Origin of the sequence: Parasaccharibacter apium (assembly GCF_002917995.1) — a bacterium.
GTDB lineage: Bacteria > Pseudomonadota > Alphaproteobacteria > Acetobacterales > Acetobacteraceae > Bombella > Bombella apis.
Window position 1 is genome coordinate 25,559 of the sequence record NZ_LMYH01000012.1, and the last position, 14,054, is coordinate 39,612.

Annotated in this window: 12 protein-coding genes and 1 tRNA gene; 6 read left to right on the forward strand and 7 right to left on the reverse strand. The window is 54.6% G+C overall.

Translation table 11 applies throughout. The features are described 5' to 3' along the window. Positions 1 to 382: 382 nt before the first annotated feature. Positions 383 to 1,687 carry an LTA synthase family protein gene (locus tag ASO19_RS04810; protein ID WP_181005198.1) on the forward strand — a complete coding sequence of 435 codons (1,305 nt, stop codon included), beginning with the start codon at positions 383 to 385 and terminating at the stop codon, positions 1,685 to 1,687. Between the two features lie 69 nt (positions 1,688 to 1,756). Here the strand turns inward: ASO19_RS04810 and gpmA are convergent, their stop codons facing one another. Together gpmA and ASO19_RS04820 are read right to left on the reverse strand one after the other, a co-directional pair. Further along, positions 1,757 to 2,509 carry a 2,3-diphosphoglycerate-dependent phosphoglycerate mutase gene (gpmA, locus tag ASO19_RS04815; RefSeq protein WP_081563131.1) on the reverse strand — a complete coding sequence of 251 codons (753 nt, stop codon included), beginning with the start codon at positions 2,507 to 2,509 and terminating at the stop codon, positions 1,757 to 1,759. A gap of 190 nt (positions 2,510 to 2,699) precedes the next feature. Next, positions 2,700 to 3,995, reverse strand: coding sequence for an MFS transporter (locus ASO19_RS04820; RefSeq protein ID WP_081563132.1), 1,296 nt, complete (start codon positions 3,993 to 3,995; stop codon positions 2,700 to 2,702). A 452-nt stretch (positions 3,996 to 4,447) separates the two neighbouring features. Between ASO19_RS04820 and ASO19_RS09275 the strand changes: the two genes are divergently transcribed. Then, positions 4,448 to 4,711: a (2Fe-2S)-binding protein gene (locus ASO19_RS09275; RefSeq protein WP_227431460.1), complete on the forward strand. Its 264-nt coding sequence runs from the start codon at positions 4,448 to 4,450 to the stop codon at positions 4,709 to 4,711. A 37-nt stretch (positions 4,712 to 4,748) separates the two neighbouring features. On the opposite strand, the gene bfr is transcribed toward ASO19_RS09275, so the two are convergent. After that, entirely contained in the window at positions 4,749 to 5,243 is a 495-nt protein-coding gene (gene bfr / locus ASO19_RS04835) for a bacterioferritin (RefSeq protein WP_081563135.1), read from the reverse strand. A gap of 359 nt (positions 5,244 to 5,602) precedes the next feature. On the opposite strand from bfr, the gene nfsB reads away from it, so the two are divergent. Then, the gene (gene nfsB / locus ASO19_RS04840) at positions 5,603 to 6,259 is read left to right on the forward strand and encodes an oxygen-insensitive NAD(P)H nitroreductase (RefSeq protein WP_081563470.1); all 657 of its coding nucleotides are present in this window, start codon (positions 5,603 to 5,605) and stop codon (positions 6,257 to 6,259) included. A 97-nt stretch (positions 6,260 to 6,356) separates the two neighbouring features. Here nfsB and ASO19_RS04845 read toward each other — a convergent pair. From ASO19_RS04845 to ASO19_RS04860, 4 genes are all read right to left on the reverse strand, one after another. After that, a tRNA-Ser gene (locus tag ASO19_RS04845) sits at positions 6,357 to 6,447 on the reverse strand. A 24-nt stretch (positions 6,448 to 6,471) separates the two neighbouring features. Then, a complete protein-coding gene (locus tag ASO19_RS04850; RefSeq protein WP_081563136.1) occupies positions 6,472 to 7,125 on the reverse strand; it encodes a phosphoribosylanthranilate isomerase in 654 nt (217 codons plus the stop codon). Then, positions 7,122 to 7,841 carry an orotidine-5'-phosphate decarboxylase gene (pyrF, locus tag ASO19_RS04855; protein WP_043560210.1) on the reverse strand — a complete coding sequence of 240 codons (720 nt, stop codon included), beginning with the start codon at positions 7,839 to 7,841 and terminating at the stop codon, positions 7,122 to 7,124. The genes ASO19_RS04850 and pyrF overlap by 4 nt, the downstream gene beginning before the upstream one ends. A gap of 12 nt (positions 7,842 to 7,853) precedes the next feature. Then, positions 7,854 to 8,186: a hypothetical protein gene (locus ASO19_RS04860; RefSeq protein ID WP_043560207.1), complete on the reverse strand. Its 333-nt coding sequence runs from the start codon at positions 8,184 to 8,186 to the stop codon at positions 7,854 to 7,856. 237 nt (positions 8,187 to 8,423) lie between these two features. On the opposite strand from ASO19_RS04860, the gene ASO19_RS04865 reads away from it, so the two are divergent. From ASO19_RS04865 to pdxA, 3 genes are read left to right on the forward strand one after another with little or no spacing between them, the layout of a single operon-like run. After that, complete coding sequence (locus tag ASO19_RS04865; protein ID WP_103765529.1) at positions 8,424 to 11,624, forward strand: glycosyltransferase; 3,201 nt, start codon at positions 8,424 to 8,426, stop codon at positions 11,622 to 11,624. Then, a complete protein-coding gene (locus ASO19_RS04870) occupies positions 11,617 to 13,032 on the forward strand; it encodes a M20/M25/M40 family metallo-hydrolase (protein ID WP_103765530.1) in 1,416 nt (471 codons plus the stop codon). The genes ASO19_RS04865 and ASO19_RS04870 overlap by 8 nt, the downstream gene beginning before the upstream one ends. A gap of 17 nt (positions 13,033 to 13,049) precedes the next feature. After that, the gene (gene pdxA / locus ASO19_RS04875) at positions 13,050 to 14,054 is read left to right on the forward strand and encodes a 4-hydroxythreonine-4-phosphate dehydrogenase PdxA (RefSeq protein WP_103765531.1); all 1,005 of its coding nucleotides are present in this window, start codon (positions 13,050 to 13,052) and stop codon (positions 14,052 to 14,054) included.

A 14,054-nucleotide genomic window follows, 5' to 3' on the forward strand; every position in this document is an offset into this window, starting at 1 on the left:
TGAAATGGGGCCTTTTCCATACCGGACAGGTGGTAGAAACACTAGCTTGTTATCAGGAAGTCTTTTTTTTGGGAAGAGAGGGGTGGTGAATATAATTTAATTTCCACGATTGAATAATAATTCGACCGATAAGTGGAGTTTATTGGAAAAATTTCCATTTCATTGATCAATCCATCCCTGAAATGTCCAAGGAAAACTTCATGAATCCGTTTATTCTGTCATTTCTTTCGGAGTTCCAGTATCTTCAATGTCATATTACATTACAGAATTATGTTTGATGATTGTAGGGAGCCTTGTCATTGGAGAAGGTATCGACCTTTTTGTTCACCCTGTCCGTATTGTAAGAAAGCCCTCCCTGGTCCTTTTACGCTGTTTTCCAGTCATGATGGCAACCGGTATTTTTCTTTGCCTGACAGGTGTCATCTGGCTTTCCCTGCTGCTGAGTGCCATCCTGATGGGGGTGCTTGTAACGGCATCCAACCTGAAGCTGCGCCTGTTGAATGAACCTTTGGTTTTCACGGACTTTGCCCTGATCGATGCGTTCATGAAGCATCCACGTTTTTATCTTCAGGGCATTCCGCCTGCTGTGCGGTGTGTTGTCGTAGCTGGTGGTGCAGGGGTGCTCTACCTGCTTGCATGGGCTTCATCACTGTCTGTCGGGTTACGGCTGATGGGCTGTATCGAGGCAGTCGCCGTGGGACTATGCCTCTGGTGGCTCTTGGCACGGGGAAGTCGTTCCGATGAAACAGGGCCGGACGTGTGGCGGGATGTGCGTGAGGGAGGGCTGCTGCCAACACTGCTGCTTTATGCCTGGCGCTGCCGTGAGCTGGCACCGCTACCCGTCAGGCCTGCCTTGTTGCGGACGGCTGCCGCACCAGAGTCTGTCATCGTCATCCAGTGTGAATCATTTGCCGATCCTGCGGAGCTGAAGAATGAGTGGTCGCCTCTGCCAGAGCTCGTCCGATGTCGGCAGGAAGCGGTACAATGGGGAAGGCTCCTGCCTAGCGGATTAGGTGCCTATACGATGCGTAGTGAATATGGGGTTCTGTGTGGCGATGATGAGGAGATGCTCTCATATCGCCGGTTTGATCCATTCCTGACAGCGGATCAGTCTCCGTCCCATGCCCTGCCGAATCGTCTGAAACATTTTTATGAAACGGCTCTTTTCCTGCATCCCTATGATCTGCGTTTTTATGGTCGGAATCGTCTGCTGCCCTTATGGGGGTTCAATGACGTCATCGGGCGGGAATGTTTTTCCGAGCAGGACAGGGTTGGCCCGTATGTAGGTGATGCTGCGCTAACAGCACGGCTGCTGACATATCTCCAGAAAAACGATCATTTTCTGGCCTACTGTGTGACAATCGAAAATCATGGTCCCTGGAAGAAAGGGCGGTTGGAGCAATCGAGTGGTGCAGAAGCGTGGCATCAGCACGTGCAGAATGGTGATGCCATGTTGCGGGAACTGCTTGCAGAGATCAAAGGGAGCGGGCGGGACATCATGCTGGTATTCTTTGGGGACCATCGTCCGGCGCTGGAAGCATTGCCTGCTGTTGAAGGACTGGAGAGGGGGACACCCTATGTCATACTGCGGCCCAATGGGCCAGAGGGAAGTCGCGTATCATCTGAGCCTGTAGATGTAACACCTGCCGAGCTCCATCGGAGCATTCTTCATCACGTCAGCTCCTGAAAAGATACGCTATAAAAAAAGGGCGCCTGATGAAGAGGCGCCCTTCTTCTTTTCATATGCCAGAGAGGATTACTTGGCTTTCCCCTGGTTGGCGACAGCTGCTGCCTTGGCAGCAATTTCCTCGGCATCACCCAGATAGTAGTGCTTGACCGGCTTGAAGTTCTCATCGAACTCATAAACCAGCGGCACACCTGTAGGAATGTTCAGGTTCAGGATTTCATCTTCCGTCATGTTGTCCAGATATTTCACCAGAGCACGAAGGGAGTTGCCGTGAGCAGCGATGATGACCTTCTCGCCCTTCTTGATGCGCGGCAGGATGGTCTTCTCCCAGTAGGGAATCACACGCTCAATGGTCAGGGCCAGGCTTTCCGTGACGGGCAGCTCATCAGCACTCAGATGGGCATAACGCGGATCATGACCGGGGAAACGCTCATCGGAACGCTCCAGAGCAGGCGGCGTGACAGCAAAACCACGGCGCCACTGCTTGACCTGCTCATCGCCATATTTCTTGGCTGTTTCAGCCTTGTTGAGGCCCTGGAGAGCACCATAATGACGTTCATTCAGACGCCAGTTCTTCTCAACGGGCAGCCATGCCTGATCCACACCGTCCAGAATGTTCCAGAGTGTATGGATGGCACGCTTCAACACGGAGGTATAAGCGTAATCGAAGGAATAGCCTTCCTTGTGCAGCAACTGGCCGGCAGCTTTGGCTTCGCTGCGCCCTTTCTCTGACAGGTCGACGTCATACCAGCCAGTGAAGCGGTTTTCCTGGTTCCACTGGCTTTCCCCGTGACGAACCAGAACAAGCTTTGTTACGGCCATGATGATCTCCTTAATGTATAAGGTTTTAGCAACACTGGGAGATTGCGCCACTACAGCCTGAACTGCAAGGGCTCAGCCTCACTTCATGCCGTCTGTCAGAGCATAGCCGTTATGAGGCATGACAGGGACGGAGAGAAAAAGGCCACCCGCAGGGGATGGCCTTTGTTCTGATCGGGCATGGAAGGGATGATCAGGGGGTTCCCTGCTTCTTTTCCTGCTCTTCGGTAAAACGGCGAGCCTCTGATGAAACGGTCAGTGTCATGGTCAGACCGGCGGTCAGCAGATAGATGATGGCAAATGTCCAGATGACGTAGGCCATGCCGACGCCGAAAATCATTTCGCAGAGGGAAACAATGGCAGGCCCTACCCATGTCGACGCTCCAGCGCCCAGCCCGAGTATGGACAGCGCAGCGGCTTTCTCCCGTGGGCAGATCTGGGGCATAAGACCGGAGAGAGGAACGAAGGCAGCGATGGAGGCTCCATAAAGTATGCCCACAACCGCAGCCGCTGCGAAATTGCCCGGATACCAGAGGGGAACATAATAGAAGAGAGGAATGGTGATGAAGCCACCGATACCTCCAAAAACAGCCACGACGAAGCGGTAGCCCATTTTGTCCGCCACCATGCCTGAAATCAGATTGACGATGATGTTGCTCAAAAAGATGAGTGACAGCAGGTTGAGCCACTGCCCGAGCGTGAACCCCAGATGATCGACAAAAAAGCCGGGCATGATGGCCAGAAAGGCATATTCCGATGATGTATCAACCGTGCGGACAATACCGGCAATGAGAGTTTTGGGCTCACGCCAGATGATGCTGATGGAGCCCAGAAAGATCTGTCGGGCAGGAACATCGGCAGGTAGAAGACGGCGATTGCCGGTTGGCTCCCTTGTGAAAAGCAGGGCGATCAGTCCGCCGAGAACAACCAGCCCCAGAGAGCACCAGAAGGTGTTGATTTCACCGATGGCAGGAATCGCAAAACGGGCAAACTGGGAGCCGAGAGTAGGCAGGCCGGCAGAGAAAGAGAACCAGAACCAGCCGGCTGCCGCTCCAAGCATGGATGTTGGTGTCGCTGCAGCAATCCAGACCAGGAAACCATAGGCGAACAGCGGATAGGCAAACCCGCGGAGAGCATAGAACGTCAATATCCATGTACTGTTGTTGGGGGTAAGCCCAAAAACAAGGAAGCAGACCTCCAGGACAGCCCATAGGACCAGACCGCTCCACATGACCTTTTTAGGTCCCATGAGATCGGATAGTGGCCCGGCAAACCAGGCGGCAATCATCACGGTGATGCCGTAAAAAGTGAAAAGCTCGTTGACGAAACTCTGGGGGTGGCCGGTGTGCAGCATGAACGTATCCAGGTATCCCGCCTCGACACCATCGCCGACCATGAAGAGAAGCTGTCCGACAAAGGCCCAGAACAGGGCGGCCGGTATGCCTATTTTTTCAACAAAGTGTGGTTTCTTGTCTGGCGTGCCTGCCATGAAATCTCTCCATTGGTTGGGGAGGGATGAAAAAAGCCAGTCCGTGGCGCTTCATTCCTCAATAGATGATTGACTGGCCTTACGAGAGTGCTCAGGCCCCTTGAATTATCGTCCGTACAGGAAGCGTTTTATTAGAGCCCTGAAATAGGAATTCAGTATGCCTGTCCAGACGCAGAAGTATGTTTCTGATATCATAAAGATGATTTTTTTTCAATTTTGTATATTCAGCGACCAGTTCTCCCTTATCGCCCGGGATATCTGGCGAATGGTAGAGATATTCCATGGTCGTGTCATGAATCACTTTCTGTTTTCGGTGAAACCTGAATTTTTTCATACCCATTTCGCTATCATTCTGAAAAGCCTTCGAGAAAGAAAGGAGAGAATTAAGTTGCGAAAGAATGTCATTATCATTAGCGTCACAGGGGTACAGCAGAATGGAAGGCGGGCTCCAGATGATTATATGCTCATGCAACGGATTGTCTGACAGGGACGTGCAGGCGGCCATCCAGGCCGGAGTTGTGAAAGTCTCCGAGGTTTACTCTGCCCGTAAGTGTCAGGTGAAATGCGGCAACTGTGTAAAGGGAGTCGCCTGCCTTCTGAAAGAAGCAAAGCGGAAAACCTGTCCCTGCCCGACAACTATGGCAATAGAGCAGGGGATGGCTGCACAGATAGCCAATGGTGATGACCCGATACAAAAAAAAGAAGCCTCCCTTTAAGAGAGGCTTCTTTCATCAGTCTGGCTTCTGACAGTGATCAGTGGCCGCTATTCTGGTCGGCGCTTTCAGAGTTCAGCGTAATGTAGCGTTCCAGGCCGATCTGCTTGATGAGGTCCAGCTGGGTGTCGATGAAGTCTTCATGGGCTTCTTCGTCAGCGAGGATGCGGAAGAGCAGGTCGCGGGACACGAAGTCACGGACGCTTTCGCAGTAGGCGATGCCCTCGCGGATTTTCTCCAGAGCCAGAGCCTCGACCTTCAGATCACATTCCAGGATCTCTTTGACATTCTCGCCAATGTGCAGCGGGTTCAGATGCTGCAGGTTCGGCAGTCCACCCAGGAAGAGGATGCGCTCGATCAGCCAGTCGGCATGACGCATTTCTTCAATGGACTCTTCATATTCCTTCTTGCCCAGTTTGGTGACGCCCCAATGGTTCAGGGTGCGGGAATGAAGGAAGTACTGGTTGATGGCTGTCAGCTCATTGGCAAGCTGAGCATTGAGATATTCAATTACTTTCGGGTCTTTTGCGGCCATTTTTCTCTCCATCGCATGAAGTATGAACTGTAGGATTATCTCCAACGAAGGTCGGTATAGTCTTCAACTTTGAGGATTGCAATATAAAAATTAAATTACGATGTATTCGTACTTGATAATCATTATCAAAGAGACTTTATAAGAAAGATTATCAAAATCGCACGGTGAGTATTTCATGGTTTTTCTTGTTATTTCGATATATATTTAAAAATCCTGTTTATCCCATAAGTTTTTCTTTTCATTGCTCCTGATGCCCACACCCCCCATCTTGATACTGGGAACAGGATGGAATCGTTTGCTGAATCCTTATTGTTTGATATAAATGGAACATATTCCCACATAACTGAAGGATGGATGTCATGGATCTTCTCCACGTTCTGAAAACACGGTACACGACCAAGGCCTACGATGCGGCTCGCCGTATCCCGGAGGAGACAGTGCAGCAGCTGCTGGCAGCCCTGCGGTACAGCCCGTCTTCGGTCAATGCCCAGCCTTGGCATTTCATCATTGCCGATGATGATGCAGGCAAGCAGCGTCTGGCCAAGGCAACACCAGATTCCGGGTCTCTGTCTTATAATCGGCCCAAGATCACGCAGGCCTCTCATGTAGTGGTTCTCTGCGCCCGCAATGAGCTGCCGGAATCTTATCTTGAGACAGTGCTCGACAAAGAAGAGCAGGACGGACGCTACGCTGATGCTGCGGCCCGTGAGGGTTTTGGTACAGCCCGTGCCGGGTATGTCCAGCAGCATCTGGATGCTGGCGATGTCGCCCACTGGAACCAGAAACAGGTTTATCTGGCACAGGGCTTTCTGCTGCTTTCCGCGGGGCTGTTGGGTGTTGATGCAACACCAATTGAGGGCTTCCTGCCGGATGTCATTTCAGAAGAATTCGGCCTGAAAGAAAAAGGGCTGACACCTCTGGTCATTGTTGCGCTTGGCTATCATTCTGACAAAGATGCCAATGCGACATGCCCGAAATCCCGCCTGGCACCTGAGAGCATTTTTTCGAAGGCCTGAGCAACACAAGGCTTCACCGGGGGATTACGATCTTCCGGTGGGGTCTACAGGCATGCACTCGGAGCGCTTGAACGGAAAGCAGATTTCCAAGGGGAAGTGGCGGAGAGAGAGGGATTCGAACCCTCGGTACGCTATTAACGTACACACGCTTTCCAAGCGTGCGCCTTAAGCCGCTCGGCCATCTCTCCGCGAGCGATGGGGGGACAATACCATTATTCTTTGCGAGTGCAAGCCTTTTTCTGAGAATTTTTCACAAATTTTTCAATAAGAAGCGCAGACTTGATCCCAGGAGCTTCTTCCACTCCGGATGAGACATCAACGGCTTGGGCGCGGCTGACCCGTACAGCCTCGCTCACATTGTCAGGGGTCAGTCCACCGGCAAGAAGCCACGGAGCAGGAGCCTGCCACTGGCGTGTCAGCGTCCAGTCAAACACACGCCCCAGCCCACCGGGGCGGGTATCTCCTTTCTGGGCAGGTGCTTCGATGACATACCCATCCATGGCTTTCGAGACAGGCAGATCGTGCTGCTGGGCGACGCCACGGGCCAACCAGACGGGCCGACCTGTCTGCTCTTTCAGGGTGAAAGCAGTGGCTTCATCTGTATAGAGTTGCAGAATATCCAGAGGGATACGCTCCAGAACGGCAGCAATCTGCTCATGGGTTGGCCGCACAAAAAGCCCGACACGAAGAGGCCCCCCCGCAGAGGGAGACGCTATGGCCTCATGCAGCCGGGCTGCCTGTTCCGGTCGGACAAAACGGGGGGAGGCGGAATGGAACACAAGACCAACCCAGCGCACACCCGATACGGCACAGGCTTCCATATCTTCTGCCCGTGTCAGACCACAGATTTTGACATCAACCTTCACAAGGTCGCAGCCTGCAATTCATCCTGAATGGCCTGTGCGGCAGCGGCGGGATCATTCGCCCGGGTGATGGGACGGCCAACCACGATCCAGTCGGCACCAGCCCGTGCTGCCTGTGCTGGTGTCATGATGCGTTTCTGGTCATCCGTGCTGCTGCCTGCGGGACGAATGCCCGGAACGACAAGTTCTGGTCCGTCACCCAGAGCATCACGCAGCGCCGTAATTTCATGAGCTGAACAGACCAGACCATCAGCTCCGGCCCGGACAGCCATCCGGCCCAGCCGTACCACTTCCTTTAGCGGTGTGGTGTTGATGCCTATCTCCGCAAGGCTTTCCTCATTCATGCTGGTCAGTACAGTCACAGCAAGGAGCTTGGGGCGCTTCCGCCCGTCATCGAAAGCCTCTTCCAAAACTGCACGGGAGCGGCTGATCATCTCGGCACCACCAAGTGCGTGAATGGTCATCAGGCTCGGCTGGATGGGAGCCAGAGCCCGGAGGCCAGAGGCAACCGTGTTGGGAATGTCATGCAGCTTCAGATCCAGAAAAAGCTCCTGCCGGGCGGCCAGACTTTTTACGGCATCCAGCCCGCAGGCATAGGTGAATTCCAGACCAAGCTTGATGGCATCAACCTTGCCTTCCAGCGCTGCTGCCCAGTGCTGGGCCTGGTCGTGGGAGGCGGTATCCAATGCGGCAATGAGGCGGGTACGACGAATAGACATGAGGAAATGGTCTTATTTCTGTGAAGAAGGCTGGATCGCATCAGAAGTGGGAGCAACACTGCCCGCCTTGAGCTGGTCGAGCCGCTGATGCAGCTCGATCAGCTGTTTCTGGGATGTACGCAGCTGTGATTCGGCCTTGCGGGCGCGGCGACGCTGGCGCAGTTCGCCTGTCAGGCCAAGCAGCAGCCCCAGCACGAGGGACGGCACGGCAAGCAGGGTGATGAGTTTTCCCATTTTGATGGAGAAGCCGAATGAGGCCAGCCAGACGGTGGCATCATCAAGATTGCTCATGGCGAAAATGGCCGTAAAGGCCAGAAAAAGAACGATGATCAGAAGGCGAATCATGCGGATTGCTCCTACCCTGCCTTGTGGCAGTAAACAAGATGGACCAGGAGGGTCATGAAGAATGCTGGTGAATGTTGTTGGCGGACTCTAGAAGAACTCGCCCATTCTGTCATCCATCTGTTTTGTCTTTACATGATCTTGATGAAAGGAGGTGTAGTTATCCTCCCTAAAAAGGGGAAACTCTGGTATTAGGCGCTCAGGCGTCGTCTCAATGCTGGAAAGGCTGGTAGAAGCAAGATGGACACGGATGGGACCTTTTTCGAGGCGGTAGCGAATGATCGGGCAAGGGCTCCTGTCTGGAGTGAATTTGATGCCGCCTGGTACCGTCGCCGTTATGCCCGGCAGCTGGCAGAGGCGGGGACGGTCTGGACGGACGGACAGCTTGCTGAGCGATGGCAGAGCGGTGAGGGACAGGAAGGAACTTCACCCAACAGGTATTTTGATGAAGAATGGTACCTGAATGCCTATCCTGATGTCCGGCGTGGCGTGCAGGAGAAAGGTATCTTTCAGAGCGGGTTCCAGCATTATGTAGATGTAGGCTGCCAGAGCTGCTCTGGACACTGGCTTTTCTCGGCAGAATACTACTTCAAGGTGAATTCGGACTACAGTCTCCGGGCCATGCGTGAGGCAGGGCATGTCAATGCCTATGACCATTTTCTCCGTGTCGGGGATTATGGTTTCCGGTCGCCTCATTTCCTTTTCGATGCCGAACTCTTCATTCGTGAATGTCTGGGGAAAAACATTCCGTTTGATCCCTCCCAGGGGGCCTTCAGCCAATATCTGGCCCTCGAACATCCTGACATGAAAACAGTCAGGACGTCCTGGTACTTCGATCCTGTCTGGTATCTTGAAAAATATCCCGATGTTCTCAAGCTGATAGAGGATGGCGTATTTACAGGGCCACTTCACCATTACATGGGATGTGACAATCCCAGCGCTTATGATCCGAACCCTTATTTTGATGAATCCTATTATCTGGCACAGAATCCTGACGTAGCTGATGCCGTGAAAAGCGGAATGTTCCGCAATGGTTATGCCCATTTCATCCGGGCAGGGATCAGTGAGCTGCGCAATCCATCGGCTGATCTGGATTTCAGGGCGTTTGTGGCCACGCTGGATATGCCCCAGTCACTCAACAAGGCACACGTGGACAATCCCTTTCTGCTCTGGATTTTACAGCAGGAAGGGCGGACAGGCGCCGAAATTCCCGGGATTTCCATTACTGCCGCCAACAGGCTGGCGTTATGCAAGGTCGAAGCCAGTCTGCCCTCCCTGTTCAGGAAGCCTTTGAGATTCGTGAATCAGGCGTCTCCCCAGCTGAGTGTCGTTCTGTTTTCACAGGGCAATTATCTGCTCGATATTGCAACGCTTGCTTCCCTGCATGCGCAGGGTATTCCCGACATGCAGGTCGTCGTGGCCAGTACAGGCAACACCCTTTCCCGGCAACGGCTGGATCAGGCAGTAGAGGGGTTGCGGCACGTTGTCAGCGACAAGCTCCAGCCCCTGGCGCAGCAGTTGCGGGAGAGTCTGCCTTTCCTTGCCGGTGAGCGCATCCTGCTTCTGGAATCCGGCGTGCAGCTGTTGCCCATGGCCCTGTCCTTTGCCATGGCTTCCATGATGGCTGAAGAAAGTGAGGGGGGCGGCAAACTTCTTACAAGCATCAATACCGTACTGGAAGCAGGTAGCGCTGTATGGCGTGATGGCAGCATCACGTGCCATGGTCAGGGAGAAAAAGGACAGGCCCAGTCTGTCAGTTTCCAGAAGATGGTGGAAGCCATTCAGGGGGGGCTGCTGTTCTGCCATCGCACAGCGATGGAACAGGCACTGCATTACCTGGAAGGGCACAGGGCGGAGCCTTTCTTTACCTGTTTTTCCATGGCGTTGCGGGCCACGGGGCGGACCCTGTCTTATTGGCCAACCGTACAGGCCAGACTGCTGAATGCCACGCCGGAAAGTTATGCGAGGCGGACCATGGGAAAGGATGCCTTGCGGCGTCTATTCCCCGTTTTTCTGCCCAGACATGCCGTGGCCCGAGGGGACGCCCGCATGGGCAAGAGCTATCGCCCTCTTGTCATGATGGTTTTCCCCCATCTTCCACGCCTGATTGAAGGTGGTTCAGCACGGCGGGTCATGCAGCAGATTGATGCTTTCCGTTGGCTGGGCTGGCAGGTGCTGGTTGTCGGTCTGGACCGGAAAGAAGAAGACAGGCTCGTCATTCCTCATGATTATCCAGCTGATGTGGAATGCTGGCGAGGTGTGGATGATTTTTCATCCTTCCTGCGGGACCGGTTGACCGACATGAAACTGCTCTGGATTGGTGGAACGCATGTTCTGTCCCGTCTGGGGCCGGTTCTTGCCACAGGGGACATTTCCCTTCAGGACAAGCTGATCGTTCTTGATACTGTCAATCAGGACGGCACGGCCCTCAGAGCTGTGGAAGAGCATCTGCGACGTCTCGTTGGCATTGTGGATGAGCCGGCACGTCTCATGAGGGAAGCCAGAAAAGAACTGGATTATGCGTGGCTCTGCCAAGGCATCGTGACGGGTGATGAGCAGACAACCGCACTGCTGCACAGGCTGGGCTACGGCAATGTCACAGCTCTGCCTTATGCTGTGTCATGCCGGCAGCTGGGCAAACAGGACGAATTTGAACGGCGGCAGGGTATTTTGTTCCCTCTTTCCATCTACCGGGCAGGGGATTCCGGACATGACGGATTTGACTGGTTCTGCCTTGCCGTGATGCCCCACTTGCAACGTCATTTCAGTCTGCCACCTTCCATCGGGATCGGAGGGTATCATCATCCTTTGGTCGATCTGGGATTTTATGAGCGCCTGGCACCACTGGATGGCTTGGCCGAAATGGATACGCTGCCCAGGATGATGCAGCGATGCCGTATTCTCATGGACCCTTCGCGGGTCCCGGCCACACAGGCTACCGAGATACTGGAGGCCGCCGGTCAGGGCATCCCGGCCGTGCTGAACAAGGTTCAGATGGAACGTCTGGGCTGGAAGGATGAAGAAGAAGCTCTGGATGGTGGTTTCAACGATCCGCAGCATTTTGCCCGGCAGATCATCCGTCTGTATGAAGATCCGGCTCTCTGGGACCGGATACGGCGCAAAGCGCATGAAACGGTCAGGGAGAGGCACGGCCATGGTCGCCTGCATGAAGCTTTTGGGCGGTTCATCGAGGCATTACTGAATGGGCCCGCTACGGTAGACTCCCCTGCCGGGAAGGAAGGGGCACCGCTACATCGCTCCTTTGCACCAGCCCCTCTGCGCATCGTGTTGAAACCGGCTGGAGACCCCCCTGCCGCCGAAGATAAAGATGAAGAGTCGGAAGACGGGCTGGAGGATGAATTCATGCCGCTTCCCACTCATCTGGGTGTGACATTGCCTGAAGAAGACCAGAATCAGAAGGAACAGGCTGACAATGACTGAACGTATGGCCGCAGTCCTCCAGCATGTGGAGGCCACCAAGGAGACGGCACTGGAGCGGCTTTGTGAACTGTTGCGGATTCCCAGCATTTCCACACAGAAGCAGCACAGGGATGATTGCCGGAAAGCCGCACGCTGGTTGGCGGAAGAATTGCAGGGGCTTGGCTTTACGACGTCTTTGCGGGATGTTTCATGGGCAGAACCGGGACATCCAATGGTTGTCGGGCATGATGATGCCAATGCAGAGAAGGTACGGAACGGGCAGACCCACGTTCTCTTCTATGGTCATTACGATGTTCAGCCGACAGACCCCGAAGCCCTCTGGTTAACGGATCCGTTCGAACCCTGCCTGAAGGAGACCGGCGATGGCCGGAAGGTCCTCGTGGCCCGGGGAGCGAGCGATGACAAAGGGCAGGTGATGACCTTCATCGAGGCCTGTCGGGCATGGAAAGCTGTTCATGGGGACCTCCCCGTGGCTGTCAGTTTTCTTCTGGAAGGTGAAGAAGAATCCGGTGGTGAGAATCTGCTTCCCTTTCTCAAGGAGAATCAGGAAGAGCTGAAAGCTGATATTGCCCTGATCTGTGATACCGCCATGCCGGACAGGGAAACCCCGGCCATCACGACCTCTCTGCGTGGCACAGTTGCCGAGGAAATCGAGCTCGTCGCTGCCAGCCAGGACCTTCATTCCGGCATGTATGGCAATGCTGCGGCCAATCCGGCTTTTCTGCTCTGCCAGATCATCAGTGGCCTGCGTGATGAGCAGGGGCGGGTCACACTGCCCGGTTTTTATGACGGTGTGACCGTGCCGGATGAGCATACCCGCCAGCAGTGGCGGACACTCTATCCTGATGATGCAGCCCTGCTGGAAGATGTCGGCCTGTCCCATGCTGCTGGTGAGCGGGGCTTCAGTGCCATTGAGCAGACATGGTGCCGTCCGAGTTTTGAGGTCAATGGCCTTGCTGGCGGGTATCAGGCGGATGGCTTCAAGACGGTCATTCCGGCCCGGGCTTCGGCGAAGGTATCATTCCGTCTGGTACCGGGGCAGGACCCACTCAGGATTCGGGACTCCTTCCGGGCTTATGTCCGTGCAGCCCTGCCGGAAGATGTCGAGGTTGTCTTTACGGGGCATGGAGCTTCATCCGGTTTTGCCGTGAATCAGGACAGCCCCTTTCTTCTGGCGACATTGGACGCTCTGGGTAAGGAATGGGGCAAACCGGCCGTCATGACTGGTTGTGGAGGCTCGATCCCGGTAGCAGAGGAAATCCGTGAAGCCTTGGGCATGGATGCACTCATGGTGGGATTTGCTCAGGCTGATGATCGGATACACTCTCCCAACGAGCAGTATGGTCTTGATTCATTCTTCCACGGGATACGCTCATGGGTCCGTATCCTGGCTGCCTTGGCCCGATGAATCGTATAAGACTAGGCATGGCGCAACCTGTTGCCCTGACCATGGGAGACCCGGCTGGCGTGGGGCCGGAGCTGACACGCCGTGTCTGGGAGTGTCTCAGAACGGCTGGGCGACCTTTTTTCTGGATAGGGGACCCGGTGCTGCTGGGAGGCAACACACCCTACCGGGAAATAGGCCATCCGTCCGAGGCAGCCGCCTGTTTTGCAGAAGCCCTGCCCGTACTGGCGCTTTCCTGTCCGGAACCGGTCAAACCCGGGCATCCCTCAACAGGCAATGCCGTAGCGGTGATCGAGAGCATCAGAAAAGCTGTTCATTACGCTCTATCAGGGGCAGCCGGAGCTGTCGTGACCAACCCGATTGCCAAGCATGTGCTGGCAGCTTCCGGTTTTCCCCATCCGGGGCATACAGAGTTTCTGGCAGCTCTGTGTGGTGCCCGTGGCAGGGAAGTCATGATGCTGGCCTGCCCGCAGCTCAAGGTTGCTTTGACAAGCATTCATGTCTCGTTGAGACAGGCCATCGAGACGCTTTCGGCAGACCGCATCATGGCTGTGAGCCGGGTAACGGCATCTGCCCTGCAACGTGATTTCGGTCTGATCCAGCCTCGGCTTGCCATTGCAGGGCTGAACCCTCACGCAGGTGAAAATGGCATGATGGGGGATGAGGAAAGCCGCATCATCAAACCCGCTATAGAGGCCTTGCAGCGGGAAGGGCTGGAGGTAAGTGGCCCCATGCCACCAGATACCATGTTCAGTGCCGCTGTCCGTCCCCGGTACGATGCGGCAATCTGCCTGTATCACGATCAAGGCCTCATCCCGGTCAAGACGTTGGACATGGCTGGAGGTGTCAACGTCACACTGGGTCTGCCCATCATCCGCACATCGCCAGATCATGGAACAGCCTTTGATATTGCCGTCGGTCCGGGTGAGACAGGAAAGGCAAGCATTTCAAGCCTTTCATCAGCGCTTGCCATGGCCCATGATATGGCAAGCCAGCGTGTCATGAGTGATGCGCAGACTCCATGA